Source organism: Furfurilactobacillus rossiae DSM 15814, assembly GCF_000428925.1.
Taxonomy (GTDB): Bacteria; Bacillota; Bacilli; order Lactobacillales; family Lactobacillaceae; genus Furfurilactobacillus; species Furfurilactobacillus rossiae.
In genome coordinates, this window is the sequence record NZ_AUAW01000030.1 from 1 (window position 1) to 23,449 (window position 23,449).

General features: G+C 44.8%; 23 protein-coding genes. 11 read left to right on the forward strand and 12 right to left on the reverse strand.

Translation table 11 applies throughout. The features are described 5' to 3' along the window. A partial coding sequence (locus G400_RS0112455; RefSeq protein WP_027827216.1) for an integrase core domain-containing protein occupies nt 1–310 on the forward strand: 310 nt, incomplete at its 5' end. 92 nt (nt 311–402) lie between these two features. Here the strand turns inward: G400_RS0112455 and G400_RS0112460 are convergent. The 7 genes from G400_RS0112460 to spxB form a co-directional block, all read right to left on the reverse strand. Next, nucleotides 403–1,329, reverse strand: a complete 927-nt coding sequence (locus tag G400_RS0112460) for a magnesium transporter CorA family protein (protein WP_017261462.1) — start codon at nt 1,327–1,329, stop codon at nt 403–405. Nucleotides 1,330–1,371: 42 nt separating this feature from the next. Next, nucleotides 1,372–2,418, reverse strand: coding sequence for a YdcF family protein (locus G400_RS15900; RefSeq protein WP_017261461.1), 1,047 nt, complete (start codon nt 2,416–2,418; stop codon nt 1,372–1,374). A 9-nt stretch (nt 2,419–2,427) separates the two neighbouring features. Next, on the reverse strand, nt 2,428–3,633 hold the full coding sequence (locus G400_RS15390; RefSeq protein ID WP_017261460.1) for a VanZ family protein: 1,206 nt from the start codon (nt 3,631–3,633) through the stop codon (nt 2,428–2,430). Nucleotides 3,634–3,767: 134 nt separating this feature from the next. Further along, nucleotides 3,768–4,316, reverse strand: a complete 549-nt coding sequence (locus G400_RS15395; protein WP_017261459.1) for a DUF805 domain-containing protein — start codon at nt 4,314–4,316, stop codon at nt 3,768–3,770. A 369-nt stretch (nt 4,317–4,685) separates the two neighbouring features. Further along, entirely contained in the window at nt 4,686–5,162 is a 477-nt protein-coding gene (locus G400_RS15905; RefSeq protein ID WP_017261458.1) for a MarR family winged helix-turn-helix transcriptional regulator, read from the reverse strand. 29 nt (nt 5,163–5,191) lie between these two features. Further along, on the reverse strand, nt 5,192–5,752 hold the full coding sequence (locus G400_RS0112485; protein ID WP_017261457.1) for a GNAT family N-acetyltransferase: 561 nt from the start codon (nt 5,750–5,752) through the stop codon (nt 5,192–5,194). Between the two features lie 220 nt (nt 5,753–5,972). Then, nucleotides 5,973–7,721 (reverse strand): pyruvate oxidase, encoded by a 1,749-nt coding sequence (gene spxB / locus G400_RS0112490; protein WP_017261456.1) that lies wholly within the window; start codon nt 7,719–7,721, stop codon nt 5,973–5,975. Nucleotides 7,722–8,441: 720 nt separating this feature from the next. Between spxB and G400_RS0112495 the strand changes: the two genes are divergently transcribed. The 5 genes from G400_RS0112495 to G400_RS0112515 all read left to right on the forward strand — a co-directional run bounded on the left by G400_RS0112495 (nt 8,442) and on the right by G400_RS0112515 (nt 13,476). Continuing rightward, complete coding sequence (locus tag G400_RS0112495) at nt 8,442–9,347, forward strand: RluA family pseudouridine synthase (RefSeq protein WP_042655288.1); 906 nt, start codon at nt 8,442–8,444, stop codon at nt 9,345–9,347. A gap of 39 nt (nt 9,348–9,386) precedes the next feature. After that, nucleotides 9,387–10,184: a TerC family protein gene (locus G400_RS0112500; RefSeq protein ID WP_017261454.1), complete on the forward strand. Its 798-nt coding sequence runs from the start codon at nt 9,387–9,389 to the stop codon at nt 10,182–10,184. Between the two features lie 155 nt (nt 10,185–10,339). After that, nucleotides 10,340–11,449 (forward strand): lactate oxidase, encoded by a 1,110-nt coding sequence (locus G400_RS0112505; RefSeq protein ID WP_017261453.1) that lies wholly within the window; start codon nt 10,340–10,342, stop codon nt 11,447–11,449. 91 nt (nt 11,450–11,540) lie between these two features. Beyond that, complete coding sequence (gene trxA / locus G400_RS0112510) at nt 11,541–11,864, forward strand: thioredoxin (RefSeq protein WP_017261452.1); 324 nt, start codon at nt 11,541–11,543, stop codon at nt 11,862–11,864. A 763-nt stretch (nt 11,865–12,627) separates the two neighbouring features. Further along, the gene (locus G400_RS0112515) at nt 12,628–13,476 is read left to right on the forward strand and encodes an alpha/beta hydrolase (RefSeq protein WP_017261451.1); all 849 of its coding nucleotides are present in this window, start codon (nt 12,628–12,630) and stop codon (nt 13,474–13,476) included. Between the two features lie 3 nt (nt 13,477–13,479). Here the strand turns inward: G400_RS0112515 and G400_RS0112520 are convergent, their stop codons facing one another. After that, nucleotides 13,480–13,845 carry a winged helix-turn-helix transcriptional regulator gene (locus G400_RS0112520; RefSeq protein WP_017261450.1) on the reverse strand — a complete coding sequence of 122 codons (366 nt, stop codon included), beginning with the start codon at nt 13,843–13,845 and terminating at the stop codon, nt 13,480–13,482. Between the two features lie 114 nt (nt 13,846–13,959). Here G400_RS0112520 and G400_RS0112525 point away from each other — a divergent pair, with 114 nt between their 5' ends. Next, complete coding sequence (locus G400_RS0112525) at nt 13,960–14,688, forward strand: SDR family oxidoreductase (protein WP_017261449.1); 729 nt, start codon at nt 13,960–13,962, stop codon at nt 14,686–14,688. A gap of 91 nt (nt 14,689–14,779) precedes the next feature. Here the strand turns inward: G400_RS0112525 and G400_RS15910 are convergent, their stop codons facing one another. The 4 genes from G400_RS15910 to G400_RS0112545 all read right to left on the reverse strand — a co-directional run bounded on the left by G400_RS15910 (nt 14,780) and on the right by G400_RS0112545 (nt 20,317). Next, nucleotides 14,780–17,380: a MucBP domain-containing protein gene (locus G400_RS15910; protein ID WP_017261448.1), complete on the reverse strand. Its 2,601-nt coding sequence runs from the start codon at nt 17,378–17,380 to the stop codon at nt 14,780–14,782. 137 nt (nt 17,381–17,517) lie between these two features. Then, nucleotides 17,518–17,955, reverse strand: coding sequence for a Spx/MgsR family RNA polymerase-binding regulatory protein (locus tag G400_RS0112535; protein WP_017261447.1), 438 nt, complete (start codon nt 17,953–17,955; stop codon nt 17,518–17,520). Nucleotides 17,956–18,255: 300 nt separating this feature from the next. Further along, nucleotides 18,256–18,678: a MerR family transcriptional regulator gene (locus G400_RS0112540; RefSeq protein WP_017261446.1), complete on the reverse strand. Its 423-nt coding sequence runs from the start codon at nt 18,676–18,678 to the stop codon at nt 18,256–18,258. A gap of 322 nt (nt 18,679–19,000) precedes the next feature. After that, nucleotides 19,001–20,317, reverse strand: a complete 1,317-nt coding sequence (locus tag G400_RS0112545) for an MFS transporter (protein ID WP_017261445.1) — start codon at nt 20,315–20,317, stop codon at nt 19,001–19,003. A 174-nt stretch (nt 20,318–20,491) separates the two neighbouring features. Between G400_RS0112545 and G400_RS0112550 the strand changes: the two genes are divergently transcribed. The 4 genes from G400_RS0112550 (at nt 20,492) to G400_RS0112565 (ending at nt 23,034) form a co-directional block, all read left to right on the forward strand. Beyond that, nucleotides 20,492–21,166, forward strand: coding sequence for a hypothetical protein (locus G400_RS0112550; RefSeq protein ID WP_017261444.1), 675 nt, complete (start codon nt 20,492–20,494; stop codon nt 21,164–21,166). 37 nt (nt 21,167–21,203) lie between these two features. After that, complete coding sequence (locus G400_RS0112555; RefSeq protein WP_017261443.1) at nt 21,204–21,593, forward strand: HIT family protein; 390 nt, start codon at nt 21,204–21,206, stop codon at nt 21,591–21,593. A 153-nt stretch (nt 21,594–21,746) separates the two neighbouring features. Next, nucleotides 21,747–22,619 (forward strand): NAD(P)-dependent oxidoreductase, encoded by an 873-nt coding sequence (locus G400_RS0112560; RefSeq protein WP_017261442.1) that lies wholly within the window; start codon nt 21,747–21,749, stop codon nt 22,617–22,619. Nucleotides 22,620–22,761: 142 nt separating this feature from the next. Then, complete coding sequence (locus tag G400_RS0112565) at nt 22,762–23,034, forward strand: hypothetical protein (protein WP_017261441.1); 273 nt, start codon at nt 22,762–22,764, stop codon at nt 23,032–23,034. The last annotated feature ends 415 nt before the right edge of the window (nt 23,035–23,449 follow it).

Below are 23,449 nucleotides of genomic sequence, written 5' to 3' on the forward strand. Positions count from 1 at the left end.
AGAACCACTGTTACATACTGACCGTGGTTCTGCGTATACAGCTCGAATCTATGACTTAGAATTACGTCAACATCACATCACACACAGTATGTCTCGTGGTGGTAAACCTATTGATAATGGCGCCATGGAAACCTTTTGGAGTCATATCAAAGATGAATGGTTTGATCTACGACCGGCCGGCACGTTCAAAGAACTTGTCGCCTTAGTCGACGCTGGAATCGACTGGTATAACAATGGTCGTCCGCAAGAAACACTAAACGGCCTGACTCCGAATGAATATCGGAATCAGACCGTTCGCAAAGCAAGTTAATTTATATTATTTCGACTGTTTACTTGACTGGGTCATGTCCATCCTATCAACATGAAGTCTTCTTTATTGTGGTGACGAAAAGGATCATCCATCTACCGGTCAAAAAAACGGTAGTGTCTCAAAATGAGATAAACAACGGTGCCAAGCGCAATCATGATCAGAATGGTGATTTGCCAGCCATAGGGATTGTGTTCAAACGGCAACGCAACATTTTCACCAAAGAAACCAGAAACGATGGTCGGCACAGTCATGATGATGGAGTAAGCTGTCAAAAATTTCATTGTGTTGTTCAGACTGTTATCAATAAGGTTTGAATAGGCGTTTGACACACGTTCAACCACATCGGAAGCCATTTGTGCCATTTCTAGTCCTTGTTGAGATTCAACTAGTATATCCGTAATATGTTCCTTTTGATCTGCATTGACCGGTACGACTGGGGTCCGTTGCAGATCCTTAAGCATGTCTGTGTTGGTTTTTAACGCAGTCAGATAGTAAACCAAACTTGTCTCAAGGTCCATGAGTTCGTTAATGGCACTGTGTTCAGGATTGGTTTTCAAACTCCGTTGAATTTCTGCCCGCCGCCGATCAATCCGATTGATTTTGTCCAAATAAGTCGTTGTCAATTTGTACATCAACCCTAAAATGGCATCGATTGGTTGTTGCTGTTCGATGGGTGGCAGTTTTAACGCTGAGTTGGAATTGATAACCAGATTATGCACATAGTTCGTGGTACCGCTGGTAAACGTATACACCCGTTTGCCTTTAAATAGAAAACCAATTGGCGCCGTAGCTGCTTCAGGGGAATCATCAGGCAAATCAGTGATGACATTAAAAATCATCAGTGAAATGCCTGCTTCCTTGTCAAATTCGATGCGTGCGCGTTCACTAGGGTCGGTTGCGTACCCGTACATTTCTTCGGTTAGCTTGTAACTCTGAATGAGGCGCCGGTGCTCAGCAGCTGTCTCATCCTGGACATCGACCCACTCAAAGTTGTTATTGATTTCAATTGGTGTCAGCATAATTTGCCTCAAAAATTCAGAATAAAATCATTTATAGTCCTATTATCCATAGAACCATGGAATCACAATTGTCAGAACAATAATCAGAATCAGCGCTAATAGATGGCGTGTTTTGTGTAACCACGTCAGGGCTGCATATTCTCGAATGAGACCGCGATGATAGTAATGTGACCGTGTTGGCGCAGCAATGCCACGACTGTTTAACTTGAGCATTGCAGCGAACACTGAGGCACGAAAGACATGAAAATTATTGGTCACGAATTCGATTGTTGGATGTGGCTCATGAATGACATCGAGTGAATATTGAAAGTTTTCAAACGTACTCGTTGATTTTTCTTCCAAACGGATCGCCGCGGCGGGATAACCGTTTTCCTTCGCGTAGGCAGCCATGGCCGAGGATTCACTGACGGTTTCATCAGCGCCCTGACCGCCGGACATGATCAAAATTGGCCAGTCACCAGTCTCGTCTTTGGCAATACTGCCGACGCGCATCGCCGTGTCCACACGTGATTTCAATAGTTTAGACAGTTGATCGCCATGATGTAATCCACTGCCAAGGACGATCACGTAATGTTCACCGTGTAGTTTTGTCTGACGCGGGTAAGTCCAAGTGGCCACGAGGAAGTCAGCGATCGTAATACACATGTAAGCACCCAACAGGGTGAGTGCCGTGTTGACGTACTTCATTGGTGTCAGTAAGTCGGTAGGCCAGACGTGAGCTGGAATAAAAGGGAGGACAGCCAGCGCAAGTCCAAGGATGATCGCAAAAATGGTTAACGTGCGAAAATGACGCCGTAATGGTCGAAAATGCCAGTTGATCAACATGACCCAATCAAATAAACCAAGTGTGAGGGCCAAGAAAGCTAGTCCACTGAGAATTCGCCACCCAATGTGATGAGTGTCTGACAGTGATGCCAATAAAATAATTGGCATGCCCAGTAAAATAACGGCTCCGACGACGAGATACCAAGAATTCAAAAGACGTCGGGGATCATGACGATAACCAAAGATAGCCAAGGTTACGGCCATAATAAAAATAAGTGCTGGAAAGAAAATTAGAAAATTAGTCACTTGCGATAATGAAAACATGGAAACTCCTTAACGTGATTGATGGCGTTCAGAACGAGTTGTGTAGTTCTTCTTTGGTGAACTAGGTGTCGATTGTTTGCGGACGGGAGCAGTTGGTTGCTCATCAGTAACAAACGAAGATATGGTTGTCGTGTGACTCAGCCGCTCGAATAATAGTGGATACGTTGGCATTAGTGCTGCAAGAACGATATCCACCATGAAGATGAGGATCATCAATACTGTAAACGTACCAATTAGTCCAAACGACGTTAATTGACCGTGAATATTAAAAATATGCTGTAGACCAAGGCCAATTAAGATAAGCGGAATATAAATAACCAAATTTCGAATGATCACCTGTAACCATGATGCGGTGCGCCAGTTGGTTGCCTTAACTTGCAGGTAGACAGCGCGCAGGCCAATTGTAGTACCCTTGAAAAGCCCCTGTGGAATGAACACAAAGAGCAACAAACCCAATACTAGCAACAGCCACATGTTTGGATCGTGATCAAAGGCGAGGCCACCAATCATGAAAATGCCGGTGAATGTACCGACGAACAGCATGTCGATGACGAAAGCTGTGAACCTTCGTAACAAACCAACCTGATGCGCACGTTTGGCATTTGCTGTTTCAATTCGCTCCTTACTAGGTAGTAACCAAGAAAACAATGGGGCACCCAGCCAGCCAATGAAACCACCGGTCGTATTAAGGAGTAAATCGTCAACGTCAAATAGACGGTAGGGACGAACGTACAAGCCGTACAAACCAGTTAGTTGAGTGACTTCAAAGAACAGGCTTAAACAAAATGACAAGATAATGGTTGTGAAGAAACCGCGTTTGAAATAGTAGTGGAGATAAAAGCCAAACGGAATGGTCAGCATGACATTGAAAAAAGGCTGTTGAAATCCTGCTGTGTGTAACGTTGGAATCCAAGTTGCGGCGTTATGAAGGCTGAACCCGGTGGCTTTAAAAGTATAGTACACCAGCAGGGGATGAAAGTTGTGTGTTGGTGTCGTTAATGCGGCCACAGAAGCCCGCGATGGTAACGGCAAAATAATGAGAAAGTAGGCGCACAGTAAATAAAAATAAAAACTATAATTTACAAAGACCTGCCAACGTGAAATCGCGCCATAACGATGATAGTGGTAAGCAAATAGCGGTACGGCCATGGCAATCGCTAAAAGTGGGAACAAAATGACTGCCACGTGAATTGGTTCAAGATATTGGCGCCACATTATCGCCACCTCCAGAAAATTCAAGCTAAACTCTGCTCTAAATTGTACCACGGGTGAGCGGGTCGTATGACAGTCCAAACACGAACGTGACGAACCTTAATAAAATTAATGACAGCACGGTCAAACGAGTTCCTTTATAACGATAGTGTTGCGGTGGGCGGCGTGACGCTGGTAGGGAAGAACCGGTTATGCTTTGTTTCACTTGGCAGTAGTAACAAGTAAATGAAGCCGGTACTCAGTAGAACAAAAATCGTCGCCGTAGCACTCGCAAAAATGAGTGCCATGTCGGCATTCAGGCTACGCGTGATCGTGTAAGTAATTAACAAAGCGATATCTACACCGACATTTAAAACCAGCCAGCCTGCAGAGCGATTGGCATCGTGTAGGCGACGTACAAATAAGGCTAAAGAAGGAATTAAAGCGATGACCGCATAGCCAATTAGCAGTAGGAGGAGTGGCAAGGATGAAGTTGCTACGGTTACTAATAATCCAAATGATAAACCATTTTGCTTAGCATCGATTGAAGATAAGAAGTCTCGGATAGAATAAGTCGTTGGAATCAAAAAGAGCGGCATAAAAATAACTTGCCAAAATTGCCAACCCCAGAACTCTATCCGCGTTGCCCGACCACGGAAATTAGTATAGTTGCGCCAAAATGATAGGAACGCTTGAATTAACCGCATGTTATGCCCTCGAATTTAAAAAGAATATCTAATCAAATTCTTATTTTATCATCTTTTTCTAATAAAGTCTGTGTTAGACGTTCGATTCCCAAAACTTATAGATTGCATGGGGCTGGCTTGTATACAATTGAGATTCCAATGAGTGGCGATGACATCATCCATCACACATAGTGGCAAGTTTTATCTTTTATCGGCCGACAGTGGGGCTTAAAAACACAATTCTGGTCACAACGGATGGGTAAAAGATGAACAATTTAATAATGAGTCCGCAAAAAAAGATTACCTAAACGAATTGTTTAAGCAATCTTTTTGAATGTTTTATGTTTGACAGCAATGTTTGTGACGAATTCAATCAGAATGAGCAATGGTTTAGAAAGGTTGTCCCTGGTTTAAACTACCTTCAACAGTTTCGAGAAATTTGAGGATTGTTTTGCGATCTCCCTTGCTGAATTTTTGTGCAATGCCAAGGTATGTTTCATTAATTTCACGGTCAATCTCCTGGTATTCACGAGCTAGGGTAACGCCATCACCTGTGAGCGCTAATGTCGTGACCCGACGATCTGTTTCACTAACTTTAGTATCAACTAACAATTCTTTGTTGAGCTTACGGAGCGCTTTTGTAACAGCGGGTTTTGAGATGGCAAAGTGGTCAGCCAAGATGCTGTTAGTGACGGCCTCATCACTCTGAAGTAAAAATTGCAGAATTTGTAATTGAGTCAGGCTTAGCTGGTAAGCACCAATGTGGGCAGCTGCTCGTGTCCGCAATAACGTATTCTCATTGGTGGCGACATGGCCCATGGTCTGTCTTAAATGGTCTGCTACTTCTTCAACTGTCACTTTTGCCATGTTCAAAACTCCCTACTTTATTAATCATTTTATTCAACAGTATCGATGTTTTTGTCATCAACAGTTTTATGGTTGAGAGCCGGTGAGTGCATCAGTAGGCCGGCTGTATGCCGCAACGCTCCAGGCCGCAACTCGCGAAGACTCAGTTTGCTTGCTGCTGTTTGAGCGTCACAAATGTCGAAATGGCCAGCTAAATCATAGCCAAAAAGGGCAAAGTAGTCTGGGCAGTCTGTAGTCATAATTGCTTGGTAACCGCGGACAAACGCGCGATGTTCAAGCTCATCAACCAGTTGCCGGCCGATGCCTTGTTTCTGAAAGTCAGGTAGCACGCCCAATGGGTTCAGAATGGCTAATTTGGCGGTTGGCTGGCCCTGAATATAGGCATCTGAAATCGTGCCATACCCGACAATGTTGTCATACGCATCTTTGCTGACAAGCTCAAACGTGGGCAGATAAGTGCGTTCCAAACGGAGCGTGGCTAACTGGTCATCAAAGTCGATCGTCTTTTTTGACGATGCAAAAGCCGCCTTTAAAAGTTCAGCGGCGGCCTGATAATCGGCAGATTCGATTGTGTGAATCGTGTAACTCATGCACTCACCTCAAAAAGATATCCAGTTAACTATAACATTTTGTGTTTGCTGGTGGGGCCAAAACCGCGAATTTATGGGCTGAATTTCTGATTTTCATTGATAAAAGAGGGCTTCTAGGACAAATGCGCGAAAATTAGGAATGATACTAAAAAACGTCACGATGTTCGCAAGTCTCAACGAACATCGTGACGATTATTATCATTGAAATTTTAAACTAGGTTTATTCACCGCGCAGTAACTCACCGAGAGAAGGTTGTGCCTTCGTGTCGATACCGTAGTGCTTGGCGAATTCATCAACTGTGTCTTGACCGAATTGCTTTGGATCAAGTGGCATAAATGCTGCGGCTACGGGATCTTTTGGATCGATTACAGCATTGAGGACGATTGGTTTCTTGTTGCCAGCGGCCTTCAATTGTTTGATTTGGTCAAATGCGGCATCTAGTTCCTTAAGATTAGTGGCTGTCATGCCCACAGCGCCCAGTCCCTCAGCAACCTTAGCCCAATCAGCATCGGTTAAGTCGACACCGTAGAAGTGTTGCTTAGTTTCTTGTTGTTCATACCAGATGAATCCGAAACGCTGGTTCGAGAAGACGATGTTGATGACTGGCAATTCGTAACGGGCTTCAGTGATCAGGTCTTGAACGACCATTGAGAAGCCACCGTCACCAGAAAAACTCCATGCTTGTCCATCCGGAACACTTAAGGCACCGGCCAAACCGGCAGGAATGCCATAGCCCATTGTGGCAAACAGTCCAGAAATAGCAAACTTCTGATTTTCTGTCATCTTGACGCCACGAACGGCAAATTCAGAAACATTCCCAGTATCAACACCATACGTGTCGTTTGGCCCAGCGAGTTCGCGTGTTTTACGCATAACGGCTTCGGGTTCAAGACCCTTGCTGTCATCGTTGGCGCGATCGTCCAACCACTTCAACCAGTTTTGACGGTTGATGCGGTTTTCCTTGATCCAGTCTGTTTCAGGCAGTGATTCACCAGTGTCGAGTAGCGCTTGCAGATAGGTCTTGCCATCCGCAATCACAGCGTAGTCGATTGGAACAACTTTCCCAATATCAAATGAATTATCGTTGACTTGGACAATTTTGACGTCCTTCGGCCAGAAGCGTGCAAACGGATATTCGGAACCAATGAAGAGAACCAAATCAGCATGTTGCATGGCTTCAAATCCAGGTTTGCCACCCAAACGACCGTTAGTACCCAGATAGTTCTTGTGATTCGTTTCCATTACACCAGTTGCCGGTACAGTGGAAATGACAGGAATATTAAAGCGTTCAGAAACGGCATCCAATTTTTCACGAGCGCCCTTTAAACCTGTCCCAATGTAAAGCAGAGGGTGTTTGGCATCTTTGATCATCGCCAAAGTGTCACTCACAGCCTTTGGATCAATCACTTGTTTATACGTGTTAGATACTGTTACTGGTGTCTTAGCGGCTTCGTAGTCGATTTTCTTGGCAGATAAGTCCTCAGGAATCGTTACAACCGCAACACCCTTGTTCCGGTAAGCCTCACGAATCGCTTGATTTACAACATAAGGCAGTTGTTCTGCTGTAGTAACTGTGCGGTTGAAGACAGCAACATCCGCAAACATTGGGTCTTCATCCATTTCTTGGAAGTAGTTGGTGTTCATGACTGGTTGACCAACTTGCCCAACGAGCGCCAAAACAGGTACGTGATCCATCTTGGCGTCGTATAGTCCGTTGAAGAGGTGGGTTGCACCAGGACCCGCAGAGCCAAAGGCGACCCCAATCTTGCCGGTGAACTTAGCATCAGCGGCCGCAGCCATGGCGCCGACTTCTTCATGGCGAACCTGAATGTACTGTACTTTATCTTTTTCAAGGTACAGGCCTTCGACTGTATGGTTGATAGAACCACCAGGGATTCCATAAACGTGGTCAACGCCCCAATCTTCCAATACCTTTACTAATGCTTGCCCAGCAATCATTTTTGCCATAACGTGCATCTCCAATTCATTAAATATCTTGTGCTCATTTAGAATGTTAAGACTGCTACTTGAAAAATGCACAGATTTATACTCGAAAACTTACAAAAAGTAAGTAAAATTAAACGCTCGGTTTGTTTACAACTGGGTTAGACTAAAAGAACAGTTTATTAACATCGGATATTAGTAAAATTAATCGAATGTCGCCTACGGTTGTCGACATTGACACGCTCGCCGTGGGACCGGTTTAAGCCTCCAAAGTTCGGAGCCTTTCACCTCGCCGCCAAGCCTCCTGAAAATCGGAGTCTTTTCGACCGTCCGTGGTGTAAATTCGGTAACACCATCCCGAATTAACACCACTTTCACGGCTCGGTATCAATGTCGACGCCCTCCAGCTAATATAGTAGTAAGTTTCATAGACTATCAGCAGTCTTTAACAATAGGTAATCCTAGGAACCGAATTGCTACTGTTTCTTATTTGTGACAGTAGTGAAGCTGACCAGAGACAGAGTTCCGTGTCGGCAACATTTAGCGGCATGAATTTGGCCGCTTAGTGTTGCGGGATGACTTATGAGACGTGGTTTTCGGCTCATAATCAAGGTTAAAGACTCCGGGCTTCAGGAGGCTGAGACCGGTCCCAGTGGAACGGCGTTTCTGGTCAGCGTAACGGCAACAGGCCAATGAAAACGTCAGAAAGTTAATGTTGAAGAAGGAGGGTGATTGGGTTTGGCAATGGTGAATCAAAATGAATGGACAACGCAACTAGTTGTGACCGATCAAGAAGCAGGATTGAATATTCGTGAGTTGCTCCGTTTGTGGTTAATTCCTAAACGGTTGCAACATTATCTGCGAGTGCGCGAAGATGTGCGCATTAATAACAGCTATCGTCCCTACAATACACACGTTGTCACTGGTGATGTGGTCACACTCACAGTCCGCGCCGACGAGTTGCAAACACCGGTCCAAACGTACCTTCCCGATGATCACCTGACGTTGCCAATTCTGTTTGAAAATGATCAATTATTAGTAATCAATAAGCCAAGCGGTGTAAAAAGTCACCCAAATCGTACGGATGAGGCAGGGACTGTGATGAATTTTTTGACGACACAGTTGGCGCCTCAACAGGTGCAACCCTGGATGGTTCACCGTTTGGATATGGCGACGAGCGGCGCGATGATTGTGGCTAAAACGCCATTAGTTGTCCCGATTCTAGACCGGCAGATCAGCGATAAGCACATTCAGCGGACTTATCAGGCGTGGGTGAGTGGTCATTTCGAACAAGCGACTGGGGAGTTTACTGATGCGATTGGCCGTAATCCTGAAGACCGGCGCAAACGAATGATTAATGGAGAAAATGCCCAGAGTGCACTAACGCAATATGAAGTGCTCGATACTACGTCAACGGCAAGTCTAGTGTCATTAACACTCAAAACGGGACGGACGCACCAGTTGCGGGTTCATTTAGCCGGTAATGGGCATCCAATTATTGGTGATCCGTTGTATCAACCGAATGCCGAAAGCTTTTCACACCAACGGATGCTTTTGCACGCGGTTAAATTAAGTTTGATATTGCCTTTTAGTGATAAACGCGTCACAATTAATGCACCGTTGCCAGAGGCTTTTTCCAGATTTGGATAGCGGCAACGCTCCTATGAGCAAGAAAGAAGGATTTTATCGTTGTTACACCTATTAAGCCAACTATACGGACCGTTTTTCGACGGCCATAACTGGGCGGCGGTATTGACCAGCAGTAATGACTGGTTGATCATTGGTTCATTAGTTTTAATTGAGTGTTTACTGTCAGTTGATAATGCAGTTGTTCTGGCAGCTCAAACAACCTCGTTGAGTAACCTAAAAGATCGTGAAAAATCGTTATTTTATGGTCTCTGGGGCGCTTATCTGTTTCGATTTTTGATTATTGGTGTTGGGACGTATCTAATCAAGTTTTGGATCATCAAGGTGGCAGGGGCGTTATACCTTTGTTATCTGGTCTACCGCTATTTCCATCACTTGATTACCAAACGGAAACGACATCCAGTTGGCCAAGCCGCAAACGCTGACGCAACGTCCGCTAAACCGCGGCGCATCGGTCATATTTCTGTATTCTGGTCAGTTGTCATCCAGATCGAGATCATGGACATTGTCTTCTCGATTGATTCAGTGCTTGCGTCGCTCGCAGTTTCAAACAATCCTGTCATCGTTTTAATTGGTGGTTTAATTGGGATCCTGTGTATGCGAGGCATTGCTGAAGTGATTATGAACTTGATGCGCAAGATTCCCGAGCTAGAAACGATGGCTTATGTGCTGATTGCGTTGATTGCGATTAAGCTATTCATCTCCATTCCGGCCATTAACATCGAAATTTCTTCAACGCTGTTTGGTCTCATTATCCTGATTGCCGTTGTGATCACTTTAATCATTCATTACGTACGACGATCACGCCGTTTGTCTCGGCAAACGCGGCGCGACAGCTAACGTTTTGGATAGGTTATTAACCGAACAAACGATGAGTGAAAAACTGAATAATAAATTTGATTTTGAAATGGCTGTTCACCCGTGTGAATGGCCTTTTGTTTTACCATTACTATGTTGAAAATTATGATGGTTAGCACGGTCAGGAGGATAAAACGATGGCTGAATATCAGGCAAGCAAGGACGAAAAGGAACTTGAAATCAATGATTTAGCGAGTTTGGAACCACTGGTAAAGGCACGCATGGAACCCGGTGCGTTTGGCTACATTCAGGGTGGGGCAGAAACAGAGTGGACGATGCGTGAAAACACCGCGGCGTTTGACCACGCCCAGATTGTCCCCAGGGTACTTCGCAATCTTGAAAATCCAGACTTGCATACCAAGCTGTGGGACATGGAACTTAATACGCCAATGATTGATGCGCCAGCCGCCGCACATGGATTACTGCACATTAACGGTGAGTCAGAAACCGCTGAGGCGATGGCTGATGAAGGCAGCATCATGTCGATTTCGACTTACGCAAATGAGCGGGTGGCAGATATTGCTAAGGCTGGTCACGGTGGTCCGCAATTCTTCCAGTTATACATGAGTAATGATAATGGTTTTAACCACTGGATTTTAGATCAGGCAGTTGCATCAGGTGTCAAAGCCATTATTTTAACAGCTGATGCATCACTTGGCGGTTATCGTGAAGCCGATGTGAAGACGGGTTTCTCGTTCCCGTTACCCATGGTGAATTTGGCAGACTACTCTGCCAGTGACAACAGCGGCGAAGGGTTAAACATCATGGAAATTTATGCTAAGGCCAAACGGACACTGAGTTTAGCCGACATTGATGCCATCGCCAGCTATACAAAATTACCGGTCATTGTTAAAGGTATTCAGTCACCGGATGATGCCATGTTGGCCATCGGCGCTGGTGCTAAAGGGATTTGGGTTTCCAATCACGGAGGCCGTCAATTGGATGGTGGTCCAGCATCCTTCGATGTGTTGCCGGTCATCGCTAAAGCCGTTAACCATGAGGTGCCGATTATTTTTGACTCTGGTATTCGTCGCGGCGAGCACGCTTTTAAGGCGCTGGCGAGCGGGGCTGACCTCGTGGCGTTTGCTCGCCCGTTATTCTACGGCTTAAATCTTGGTGGCGTCGCCGGGGTTCGTTCCGTCATGCAGCACTTCAACCACGAATTGCAGATCACGATGCAGTTGGCCGGAACTAAAACGATTGATGAAGTCAAACACAATCAGTTGATGTGGCGTCAGGTTTATTAAAAAGTAACGTTGGTGCAATCAACCAGTGACAGTTGCAAACGGATGGTCCGATTGCGTATACTAGCCTCATGAATTTTTACGGAGGCAAGTCATGGCACAAAATGTAACAACGCAAACGGAAATTGATACGGCAACGACTAGCGGGCTGTCCGTGTTAGACGTTTGGGCACCCTGGTGTGGTCCCTGCAAAATGTTAGAGCCAGTATTGAGCCAGTTAGAAGACGATTATGATGGCAAGGTTAACTTTTTGCGGTTAGATGTTGATGACCACCAAGCAATTGCGGAAAAGTACAAAGTCATGGGCGTGCCAAGCTTAGTGATTTTCAAGAACGGTAAGGCTGTCGAAAAGGTGTCCGGTTATTATCCTAAGGAAAAGTTGAGCCGGTACCTCGATTCAAAAATTGCCGAAATGTAGCGCTTTCGCAGTTGATTTTATTTCAGATTAAAAAATTGGCCTATTCCTTAATCTAAGGAGTAGGTCAATTTTTCGTTCAGTTGTCAGTTTCGATGACATTTTAATTCGATAAACTGACTTTGTACCGTTACGCTGGCACAAAACGCCGTTCCATGGGACCGGTCTCAGCCTCCTGAAGCCCGGAGTCTTCTACCTCGATTCAGAGCCGAAAAAACCACTCGTCTCTGAACTCGTCCTGTAATACTAGGCGGCCTAAACCCTGGCCGCCAAGTATTACCGACACGGAACTCTGTTTTGCACCAGCTTCACTACTATAGGTGATAGTGATCATTTTAGTGTCGGGCAGCTCATTAAAATCGTTAATTTGTTAGAACCGAAGTGGTTACACTACTTGGTTACTATATGAGCTGGAGGGCGTCGACCGTGATACAAAGCCGTGAAGGTAACGTTAATTCGGTGGGTTATCCGAATTTAGGTTACGGACGGTCGGCCAGACTCGGTTTTTACGAGGCTGGCCGACGAGGTGAAAGACCGTGAACTGCGGGCTTGAACCAGTCCCACGACGGCGTGTCACGGTCGACAACCGCAAGCGGCATTCAACGACTGAACTATCATGTTTGACTAGCATCACTAAAGTGAAAATAATCTGACTAACAATCAAAATATTAATTTTCACCAATGATTCGCAGCGCACCCGCGACAGTTCATAGTTTCGTTTAGTTGGTGCGGTATAATTACGCCATTAAATGGGGGAATGTTTCCGATGGGTGAACAAAAACACGCAGTGCCGCAGCGGCCAGCAAAGCAGGATCGGTTTATTCGCTGGCTGATCGGTATTTTGTGCGCAGTGCTAGTACTAGCTGGTATCGTCATGGGCTGGGAAGCGAGTGAGCAAAAGCAACTGGGTCACGTTCAGGTTTCTTACAGTAAGACACCGACACTTTTTGTCTCTGGTGACTACAGTAACTGGCTGACGTTTGGACCAATGAATGCGCGACTTGAACGTTATGATATTGGTCAGGCGGTGTGGACGATTCACGTCGCTAAGAGCGGTAAAGCGACCATTGATAAACGTGGACCACTGGGTAAACGGAATCCACTGATTCTTGTGCTCTTTGCGGATAACCACCACGCGTCACGTGAGGCACGGCAGCTAACTGGTGTGATGAAGATGCTGAAGCAACGTGAACATATAAGCACTGTCAACATGGTCGGTCATTCATCTGGTGCAAACATTGTTTATCAATATTTGACCGGTAAGGCGGCAGACAAACGTGAAGATTATCCTGATACCGCTAAGTTCGTCAATATTGCGACGACGTTTAGTAAAGCAGAACAAAAAGCCGCGGATCGTTTTCCGCGGCACATCCAAGTGTTAAATATTGCCGGTGATTTGTTTGGCACCGGTGGTGATTTGGGCGTTTCCGTTAAGGGCGACCATAAACTAGGCGAAATGTTGGCCGGCCGGGTGGATGGTTATCAGAGTGAAACTCTGGTTGGCGGGATTAGCGTCATCCATTACCTGCTCCATCAAAATCCCCATGTGGATCGCGCGGTTACGGACTTCCTGTGGCAAGCACGATTTACACCGCAAACGAATTATCCGCGTTAGCGATTATTCGTCACACAGTGAGCGTTCGATCTGCGCGTGATCGATGTGAGTGTCGCCCCAGTCGCAAATGGCGTCCAGCAATGGAATGATTGATTGGCCCTTGGCGGTTAATGTATATTCCACATGTGGCTGGGCTGTTTGAAAATCGTGGCGTTCAATAAGACCATCATCGGCGAGTTCTTTTAACTGATTTGTGAGGGTCTTGTGGGACACTTCGCGAATGTGATGCTGTAAGTCGGCGAACCGGCTGGTGCCCGTTTCTGCAATTTCATACATGATCATAATTTTCCATTTTCCCTGAATTAATTGCATCGTGGCGTCGAATTCGTTTCTGTAACGGGGATGAGTCGTAGTGGGACGTGATTGCATAATTAAGTTGATCCTTCCAATTCATAGTTACGTTAAGGTGCGTACTTCCTTTTTGTCAATGTGCCCATTATACTTGCAAACGTTGATAAAAGGAATTTTGGAGGATTATTAAAAATGAAATCATTAGTTGTTATTACTGGTGCAAGTTCTGGCTTTGGTGAGGAGATTGCCAAACAGTTTGCTGCCGATGGCTATCCAATGTTGCTATTGGGCCGTCGCGAAGAAAAATTGGCTGAAGTTGCTAAGGACATGGATAATGTCATGATCGACACGGTCGACGTAACGGACTACGATCAGTTTGAAAAAGCCATTCGTAAGGCCGAAGACAAGTACGGCAAGACCGACCTGTTGGTCAACAATGCCGGATTGATGTTGCTTGGCAACGTTCAAAACCAAGACCGTAAAGAATGGCAAACGATGTTGGATACCAATGTGATGGGCGTGCTGAATGGCACTCAAATTGTTTTAAATGATATGCGTGAACGTCATCATGGAACGATTCTTAACATGTCATCGTTGGCTGGTAAAAAAACGTTCGTTAATCATGCGGCGTATGTTGCCAGCAAGTTTGGCGTTCACGGCTTGTCAGAAACCATTCGGGAAGAAAGTGCAGCCGAAAACGTGCGTGTCATGATGGTTGCGCCCGGCGCTGCTGAAACGGAATTGTTGACGCATGTGACCAGCAAGTCTGCGTTGTCAGATTACGAAAGCTGGAAGGAAACGATGGGTGGTATCACCCTTGATCCCGTTCATGTCGCCGAAACTGTGAAGTTTATGTACGACATGCCGCAGGAAGTTAATATCCGTGAAGTTGACATTGCGGCCACACGCCAAGATGCATAAAGCATAACTTAATTCGAAATAAAACGAACACCCCAGAAATGAGTTTTGATAACTCGTTTTCGAGGTGTTCGTTTTGCAATCAATGCGGACATTAATCGTGTTTACGTTTGCTAGAAAAAGGAATTGTTCCCAGTAAACCTAGCAGTATGGCACCTACCATCGCTGCCAAATGAGTCTCGTGCATGCCTGTATTCGGCAATTCTTGACTGCGGTTATCGGCTGTCTGACTTGCATTGTTAGCTGTTTCCGATTGTGGTAACTGCTGACTTTGAGAAGAAGCAAAGCCTAACAAGTTAGATGTAGCGGAGGAAGAACTAACAGAGGTCTGGAGTAAGCTAGCGGACTGGCCTGGTGTCATTTGATTTGTAGTTTCACTATCAATTGCATTGTCTGAATAATCTGGTACTTCAGATACCGTTGGGTTATCGCCATTGCCGTCATTTGAGGAATCTGGTGCATCGACATCTGGCTTCCCGTCGCCGTCATTATTGTTGTCAGATGGATTTTGTCCATCTTCTTTCACATAAATATATGTGATTGTTTGATCTGTATTCGTAAATGTGCCGTTTGCGTGACCGTCAATTGTTGATAACGTGTAGCCATCTAGATGTTTAATGACCGTTTCGTAAGTGTCACCAACATTGCCAGATAGCGTTTGTGTTGGGGCGATTTCATTGCCGTCTATATCAACGTACTTAACGATAACATCGCCGCCGCGAACGGCGTCTTTGGTATAAACATACGTGATGGTTTGATCTTCATCCGTAAATATGCCGGTTTCATTACCTTCAACGTGATCAAATGTGTAACCATCAACGGGCTTAACCGACGACGTAAAGGAGTCCCCGATATTTCCCGTTAACTTTTCAGATGGGGCAATTTCATTGCCGTGCTGGTCCACATAAGTGACCAGAACATCAGCACCCTTAACAATATCTTTGGTGTAAACATACGTGACCGTTTGTGATTCGGTGGTAAAGGTTCCGTTAGCATTGCCGTCAATGCGGCTAACACTATAGCCAGCTATTGGTTTAGGCGTAGTGGCATAAGCCCGGCCGACATCACCGTTAACGTGTTGTGCGTCTGCAAGAACATTGCCGTCTTCATCAACGTAATTAACGCTGACGTTGCCCCATGTCGTTCGATAATATTCCATGCCCGTTTGAAGCAGGGTGTTACCATTGGCGTACTCCACGGCTGTGTACATTGGGTAGCCACTGACACCGTACTGATTGGAAATAATGATGTAACCAATGTTGGCATACTGTTTTGAGCCACTGATAACGTAATGATCGCCATCAATCGTCACAATGGGGGTATCGCTATTATAAGTTTTGTAGCCAGTTAAAATGGGTTTGCCATCGATACCAATGGTCTGGCTCACGATATTGATGTCGTCACCAGTTTGAGCGATATGAATTGGATCGGTATAGACACGATAATTATTCACTGAAAAAATACGAACGTTTGAAAATTTGGCAAAGTAAGAAAAATCTGAAAGACGCTGATTAGATAGGGACAGAAACAGGCCGTCTGGATTTGCCTGTGAAGCTTTGGTAAACATTGGATCTAATTTTAGGATTTGGTCATCACGCAAGCCGGTGGTATTCGTCATGGTTGTTTTCCCAGCGAATTCGATACCCCAGTAATAGTCAAGTCCCCCAAACGTCAGGGAGTTCAAAGCCGCAATATCAGCGTCAGTCCAATTACCGGCCCCATCTTGTTGAATGTCAAAAGCCGAGGTCATGTGGAGTCCTGTGAGCGGTACCAAAGAAACTCCGGGCTTAAGGTACACCGACAGTTGAACACCCCAGTCTTCTGGCAATTCGCGTAATACTTCAAGTCCTTTTAAACTCGTAATTGGATTCACAGTAGTTGTCGGTATCAGGAGAATTGTAATTTCATTTTTACTGTGGACAAACGTAATGTGGCGCACGTCACCATAAGTTAATTCACCTGAGGTTACTTGAAAAGCGTTCAACATGGCCCGCTTTAGCTGAGCGTCTTCAATGTCAACGATATCTGAATCCGCATGAGTAGAATCAGCGGTTATCGTTGCTGTGGTCGCCATGATTTGGGCGTTTGTTGTTACGGGAATGCTAGTCGCCATCAGCGTTGCATTTCGATTTGAGACTGACGTGGATTCATTGGTGTCACTTGATTCGGCAGCACTGGTGACACTTGTTGCTTGTGTTGAAGGTGACTGACTGTTTTCAGAAGTGGCCGTAACAGACGGTGCCCCTGTTTCTTCACTATTAATGGGCGAAATGGCAGGTATTTTGGCCTCATCAGAGATGATAGCGGATGTTTTCTCAGAGGCGGCTGATGAGGCAATCAAACTTGTTGAAGTGGTTGAAGATTCAGTTGCCCCAGACTTTGCTTGGCTAGTAGTTGTGCTGGCCGTAGTCATGCTTGTTTGACTATTCACCTGTGAGTTTTGAGGTGATTGGCTACTCTGCTGTTGATTTGGTGTCGTCAAAGTAGCTGTTGAGGATTGGTCAGGAGCAGGCTGAGTTGCCAATCGTGCAATTTCAATTGTCGAAGCGGCAACTGTGGTCGCTGCATCGGCCTGTGTTAAGCCACCAGCTTCGATGGCAAATACTGCAACACTGGCAGTGATCCAAAACTTGCCAGACTTGTACAATTTATAATGACGTGTTGACATGTGTTTTGCTTTTTGTTGTAAGGACATTTATTAGACTCCTTGCTTACATACCTAGGGTTGACCGTTAATGAAACGTTTTCACAGCGCAAAGATAACACATGTCTTATTGTGCTTATTCGCAAATAAAAAGGGAAAGCCACAATTAATGCGACTTTCCTTTTCTCTTACCCGTTCAAACGGGAGAGGATATTATTAAGTTCCATTTTTCTAAGTTTACGTGGGATAAATGTGCCAAATTCATCATCGTTGAAGCCAACTTGTAAGATTTGACGGTGGTCGTCAAACGCAATCGGCCAGCGGAGCATCTTTGGATGTTTGGCGATGACGTTGATCATTTCCGTTAAGCCTAAACTAGTCAGATCCATCACTTTGGATAATTCCTGCATGGTTAATGAGCGAGGGGCTAATAATTCATCGCAACCATTTTCACTAGCGGCCAAGAATTGTTTAACCGTGCTTGTCGAAAGTTTTTCACGGGTCTTGACGGATAAGTTATCTGTTGTGTCGATAGGATGTTCTTGGAAAGGAACCTTTTTATCCTTGAGCCACTTAACGGCCCGGCGGCATGAAGTTGATGAACCAATCGTGTAAATGTGTAGCATGTGCAGTCCTCCTCGTGTGGAAATTGTGAGTGTGTTTTGCAAACGACATTAGGGTCGTATATGTCTCACAATTTTGCTTAATCAGTAATGGAATTGTGTAACGTTATTCGTTTCTCTAATGATTACTATAAGCAAAACTATTATAACTGTCAAATGGTTTTTATCACTTTTTTGTTATGTGAATATTGAAAATAAGGATGAAAGCAAGTGTGACAGGGGATGAACTATAACAGAAAAATTATCAGAAATAATAAAAAAGATTAAGTACGGCACGTAAAAGTGCGGCACTTAATCTTTAATTTAGCTCACAGAAACCTGATTATCATCAGGTTGTGCTTGATTAGGAACGTAATCATCGGGAGCATCGTTATTCATTAGTTTGGCGTAATGGGAAACCTTAGTGTTGATTTTCGCAAGCTGACGCTGCTTGTCAGCTAACTGTTCTTGGGCACGGACCTGCTGCGTTAACATCATTTGATAACGCTCAGGAATTGTCTCATCGCCAGCCAACATCAGATCGATGTAATGGTGCACTTCGGCAATCGGCATGCCTGTCGAGCGGAAGCAACGGACTAAGTTGACCCATTCAATGGCATCCTCGTCAAACAGCCGATTGTTGTTTTCGTCACGTTTAACAAAAGGCAACAAGCCATGATCATCATAGTAACGAATTGAATAGGTCGTCATGCCGAGCTTTTTGGCGACTTCTTGAACTGTGTACATGTAGCCACTCCTTTTCTAATGTTATTCATCAAGTTAGTTATTTTATTGAATTAGCATTCACTATAGAAGCGCTACGGTTAAAGGTCAAGTGTTTCGGGTTTGAAAATTTGATGGTTGTTGTACTTGCGATCGTCCGTAACCTAAATTCGGGTAAACCACCGCATTAACGTTACCTTCACGGCTCGGTATCAATGTTGACTCCCTTGTCTAGCATATGCGCATGTTTCACGCGAAGATATTTGAGCGTAGCTGCGACGTTCGCGAAAGTTGTTTGAAGTCAGATTCATAATCCTGTTGCACCGTGGTTGCCTAGTATGAAAAATTAAACATGAGCTTCATTGTACCGAGCAGTCGTGGGATCGTTTTTAGTTAGGCGACCAGCACCACGGACTAAGATCAGAATGGTAACAACCAGTGAGCTAATGCCATAAATAATGAGGGATACAGGAATGCTGATAACATTTGCTAATGTCAGGAAGACAAATTGACCAACGGGGGCACCAATCATCATGACAGTGCTTATGACGCCACCGGTAGCTGCCAGGTGATCATCTGGCACAGTGTTAATAATGACTGCGTTGAAGCGTGGATTGATTTTGCCTAGTAAGTAAGCTGTGCCGAAGAAAAGGACCAGCAGAATCCATAGGTTGTGGAGAGTCAACATGTCAATCGCAACTAGTACTAACAGTCCCATTGAGGCTGCCAGGAGGGTGACCATTGACGTGTTTTTAAGCATGTCATTAACGAACACTGCCCCCGCAATAGAACCAACGGAAAAGACGATGTCGAGCAGGGCGATGGTGTAACCGTAGTTGATAAACCAAAAGCTGCTCATGTGGAGAAAAATCAAGTTTGATAATGGATCGATGGCGGTTCCTAGTAGGTTGACGGCCAACCCTGCAACAATCATAAATAATAAGAAAGGGTTTTGCGTAAATTCTTGCATTGCCAATTTGAAACTAGTGCCAAAGCCTTCTTTTGCTTCACTGCTTTCTGCCAAGCGAGACGCTTTAGCGGTCAGAACAGATTTATGAACGTCAGATTCGGCTTGATCATATTGATGACGAGCGATAAAGAAGATTACGCCGGCAACTAAGAATGTGAGTGCGTCAAGTAAGGCGAACAGATCGTACTGATGGTGAAGTGCGACGATTAGTGTGGCACCTAGCGCTGAGGCCACAATCTGAACCAAACTACCAATGGCGGTGCCGATTGAAGTGGCTTCATTCATGTGTTCTGGCGCGACGATGTGCTTCATAAGTGGCGTGGATAAACTATTGCCGTAATCACCAAGTAGGCGGGCTATGATATCCAATGCCATGATAAAGAAGAAAATACCTTCTTTGGTTGAACGCCCAATCAGTGATGCGATGATCAGAAATAAGATGGTTTGAACAAAATACGAGAACCACATTGCGTGTCGTTTATTAAACGTTCGGTCGGCTAAATATCCGGTAAAGATGTTTGCTAAGGCGGGTATGACCCACGCAATGGAGGCTATAGAAACCGCCAGTGTTTTGAATGGTAGCGAGGCGGCGTAGATTAAAAAGACGATGCTGTATAAACCACTACCAATTTGATCGATGATGCCAACGTTAACGAGCGTTCGGAATGCCCGATTTGTTTTGTATTCATGCATATGAATTCCCTCTTTCGTAGTACTCTCTCTAATTGCTTTAAAGTATAGCGGGGGTTTCAAACGGACTGTTGAAAATTTTCTTATATGATAATTTTAAATTTATAATGCCGTCCTTATGCGATTCTTAACGTTTGCGAAAAGGGCATTTTCAGCAGAATGTGCTAAACTATCAATATGAAAAATAACAATCAAGAACAACCAATGAGTCGCACGCAACGGTATGATGCCAAGCAACGTGGCTCGATACCGCAATCACCACAACAACCAGTATCACAGGGATTTACTAAGCAAAAAAAGCCCCATGGATTCCTGAGCTTTTTGGTCGGCCTCATCTTTGTGTTAGCCCTGATCGTCCGTTTGACCGTGTTAAGCGGCACCTTTATGGAAGGGGCAATTCAAACACCGACTGTCATCAATCGGGTGCACGCAGAAGTGGCCAGTCAATTGCAGGCTAAAAACTTACCAACGAGTTTAGCAACAGATGATTTGATAAAAGCCACATTAAAGACTGGTACACGGGAAACGTATGCTGGTGAAAGTTTGGATTTCAACACGGCAGCTATGCGAAGTGCAGTTCGCGATGATGTGAATCAGCAGGCGTCGTCAATTGGATTAGCCGGAACTGCTGCTAGTGATGCTGTCGTCAACTTGATTAGTAGTCAGGTGTTGACCCAAGCTAGTGCTAATTACCACGACGATACATTAGAATATTTTGCTGAGCACGTGAAAGGTTATCAACTGTGGACGACGATTATCATCATTATCAGCGGGATTTTGTGGGGTCTGTTGTTGGTCAGCAATCATCGTCGCCGCCGTGCTCGTCGTTTGAGCCGTAAGCACGTTGCCTAAACACACGATGAAAAAAACATTACGGGAGGGGAACACTTTGGAAACAAAGTTTGAAACGTTACCTGGTTGTCCGTTTTGCGAAAAAGCGGATAAGGATATTATTCTGCAAAACGACTTCGCTAAAGCGTTTTGGGATATCAAACCGGTTAATCCGGGTCACACTTTGATTGTGCCACGTCGCCACGTAGAGAATTGGTGGGGATTGACTAAGGATGAGAAAAACGCCATCGATGACCTTGTTGTTCAAATGAAGCAGATTTTGGACGAACGTTACCAACCCGATGCTTATAACATTGGGATGAACCTAGGGGCAGATGCCGGGCAAACGGTGTTTCACGCGCATATTCATTTGATTCCACGTTATTATGGCGATATGAAGGTGCCGGAGGGTGGCGTTCGGAATCTGATTCCACGCAAGTTGAAATAAGTATTCGTTTGAAGTTAAGCATTTTTGATAAGCAATCTACTAAATGAAGTAGGTTGTTTTTCTTTTGAAAAAAGCCGCACGCTGTTGATTGACCTACCCCCGACTTGAGGACGTATACTGTGTCTGTAAACGAACGATGTGAGGAGGACGAATATGAAAATTGGGTTTATTGGGACAGGTGTTATGGGCGGCGCGATTGCAGAGCACCTGCTGGATGCTGGCAATACGCTAACGGTTTACAACCGAACAAAGTCTAAGACTGACAAATTGGTCGCAAAGGGTGCAACATGGGCATCCAATCCGAAAGCAGTTGCCGAACAAAGTGACGTGATTTTTAGCATGGTGGGGTACCCACAAGATGTTGAGACCATTTATTTTGACGATGACGGGATTTTTGCAGGTGTTAAACCTGGCAGTATTGTTGTGGATATGACGACGAGTACACCGACCCTTGCCAAACGTATCGCGGAGGCAGCGCCAGCGCACCATGTAACAGCACTGGATGCGCCTGTTTCTGGTGGTGATATTGGCGCGCAGAATGCCACTCTGACAATTATGGTGGGTGGTGATCAAGCCACGTTTGATAAAGTACTACCGTTGTTTAACCAGGTTGGTAAGTCTGTCCACCGGTTTGGCGAGGCGGGCGCTGGTCAACATGCTAAAATGGCCAACCAGATTATGATTGCGGGCACAATGACAGGATTGACCGAAATGCTAGTTTACGCCAAGGCGGCAGGGCTAAACTTACCGGACGTGTTGGCAACCTTGAGTGCGGGTGGTGCGGATAATTGGTCGATGGACACGTATGTCCCGCGGATTTTCAAGCATGACTACACGCCTGGTTTCTTTGCGAAACACTTTTTAAAAGATTTGCGAATTGCGCTGGATGAAGCCGATAAAATGCACTTGAACCTGCCAGCAACTGATGCGGCCAAACAGCTTTACGAACAGTTGGTTGATGACCAACATCTGGGTAACGACGGCACGCAAGCGTTGGTCAAACTGTGGTGGGGCGAAGAAGCGTAGTTTTGTGCGGAGATTTAAACGTGTTATCTTAACTTACCAACACGTTAACAAGAGCGTAAAATGCGTGAAATGGGACGCGATTCATCTTATTTTTTTGTTTTCGGGTTAAACTGACAGCATCAAAAATAAGAGGGTGACCGTTATGGATAAAGATCCGTTGGAACACTTCGATTACACGCCAGAAACATCCACATCGGAAGAAAAAATGCCTGAGGATCTGCGTTTATCAGCCCAAATGACGGGCCAACCCAAGCGTCAACGTAAAGGACTGACCACTGCCGCTTTCGTCGTGATCATGACAATTGATGTGATTTTATTGCTATTGTCATTAATCCTGGGCCTGCCAACTATGTTAGCTATTGCTGTTGTCATTGCGATTGTTGATGTGGCGTGGGGAATCTGGTTAATTCGTTAAAGTGAAATATGTATGTTTTGTTGAAACATAACTAAACAATGTTAAAAGACCGCCAAGAAAAAATAACTTTTCTTGGCGGTCTTTTTGTGTCGATTCCTAATATTGACGGGCTTTTTATCACTAATGTCACGACTCTAGTAAAAATCATGACATATAAAAATAATGATTTACTAAATTGTGTACATTGTATCACTTTGCGAAATATAAAGACATAAAACAGTGTTCATACAAAAGGTATAGGTCTAATAAGCGTTGTCACATCATGTGATGACGTTTTTTAATTTCTAAATTTAAAGACGAGCAATGCTTTTGAAAATTACATATTTAAAAATGAAAATACTAAAACTATTTCGAATTAATAGGAAGACCAGTCGTGTCAGGCATTTAAGACCCCATAAAGTCACTAATATTACTA

What these genes read in the sequence shown, in the direction of transcription:
- G400_RS0112460 (WP_017261462.1), bottom strand. Translation starts at nt 1,329, where the DNA reads ATGCTGACACCAATTGAAATCAATAACAACTTTGAGTGGGTCGATGTC.
- G400_RS15900 (WP_017261461.1), bottom strand. Translation starts at nt 2,418, where the DNA reads ATGTTTTCATTATCGCAAGTGACTAATTTTCTAATTTTCTTTCCAGCA.
- G400_RS15390 (WP_017261460.1), bottom strand. Translation starts at nt 3,633, where the DNA reads ATGTGGCGCCAATATCTTGAACCAATTCACGTGGCAGTCATTTTGTTC.
- G400_RS15395 (WP_017261459.1), bottom strand. Translation starts at nt 4,316, where the DNA reads ATGCGGTTAATTCAAGCGTTCCTATCATTTTGGCGCAACTATACTAAT.
- G400_RS15905 (WP_017261458.1), bottom strand. Translation starts at nt 5,162, where the DNA reads ATGGCAAAAGTGACAGTTGAAGAAGTAGCAGACCATTTAAGACAGACC.
- G400_RS0112485 (WP_017261457.1), bottom strand. Translation starts at nt 5,752, where the DNA reads ATGAGTTACACGATTCACACAATCGAATCTGCCGATTATCAGGCCGCC.
- spxB (WP_017261456.1), bottom strand. Translation starts at nt 7,721, where the DNA reads ATGGCAAAAATGATTGCTGGGCAAGCATTAGTAAAGGTATTGGAAGAT.
- G400_RS0112495 (WP_042655288.1), top strand. Translation starts at nt 8,442, where the DNA reads ATGGTGAATCAAAATGAATGGACAACGCAACTAGTTGTGACCGATCAA.
- G400_RS0112505 (WP_017261453.1), top strand. Translation starts at nt 10,340, where the DNA reads ATGGCTGAATATCAGGCAAGCAAGGACGAAAAGGAACTTGAAATCAAT.
- trxA (WP_017261452.1), top strand. Translation starts at nt 11,541, where the DNA reads ATGGCACAAAATGTAACAACGCAAACGGAAATTGATACGGCAACGACT.
- G400_RS0112515 (WP_017261451.1), top strand. Translation starts at nt 12,628, where the DNA reads ATGGGTGAACAAAAACACGCAGTGCCGCAGCGGCCAGCAAAGCAGGAT.
- G400_RS0112520 (WP_017261450.1), bottom strand. Translation starts at nt 13,845, where the DNA reads ATGCAATCACGTCCCACTACGACTCATCCCCGTTACAGAAACGAATTC.
- G400_RS0112525 (WP_017261449.1), top strand. Translation starts at nt 13,960, where the DNA reads ATGAAATCATTAGTTGTTATTACTGGTGCAAGTTCTGGCTTTGGTGAG.
- G400_RS15910 (WP_017261448.1), bottom strand. Translation starts at nt 17,380, where the DNA reads ATGTCCTTACAACAAAAAGCAAAACACATGTCAACACGTCATTATAAA.
- G400_RS0112535 (WP_017261447.1), bottom strand. Translation starts at nt 17,955, where the DNA reads ATGCTACACATTTACACGATTGGTTCATCAACTTCATGCCGCCGGGCC.
- G400_RS0112540 (WP_017261446.1), bottom strand. Translation starts at nt 18,678, where the DNA reads ATGTACACAGTTCAAGAAGTCGCCAAAAAGCTCGGCATGACGACCTAT.
- G400_RS0112545 (WP_017261445.1), bottom strand. Translation starts at nt 20,317, where the DNA reads ATGCATGAATACAAAACAAATCGGGCATTCCGAACGCTCGTTAACGTT.
- G400_RS0112550 (WP_017261444.1), top strand. Translation starts at nt 20,492, where the DNA reads ATGAAAAATAACAATCAAGAACAACCAATGAGTCGCACGCAACGGTAT.
- G400_RS0112560 (WP_017261442.1), top strand. Translation starts at nt 21,747, where the DNA reads ATGAAAATTGGGTTTATTGGGACAGGTGTTATGGGCGGCGCGATTGCA.
- G400_RS0112565 (WP_017261441.1), top strand. Translation starts at nt 22,762, where the DNA reads ATGGATAAAGATCCGTTGGAACACTTCGATTACACGCCAGAAACATCC.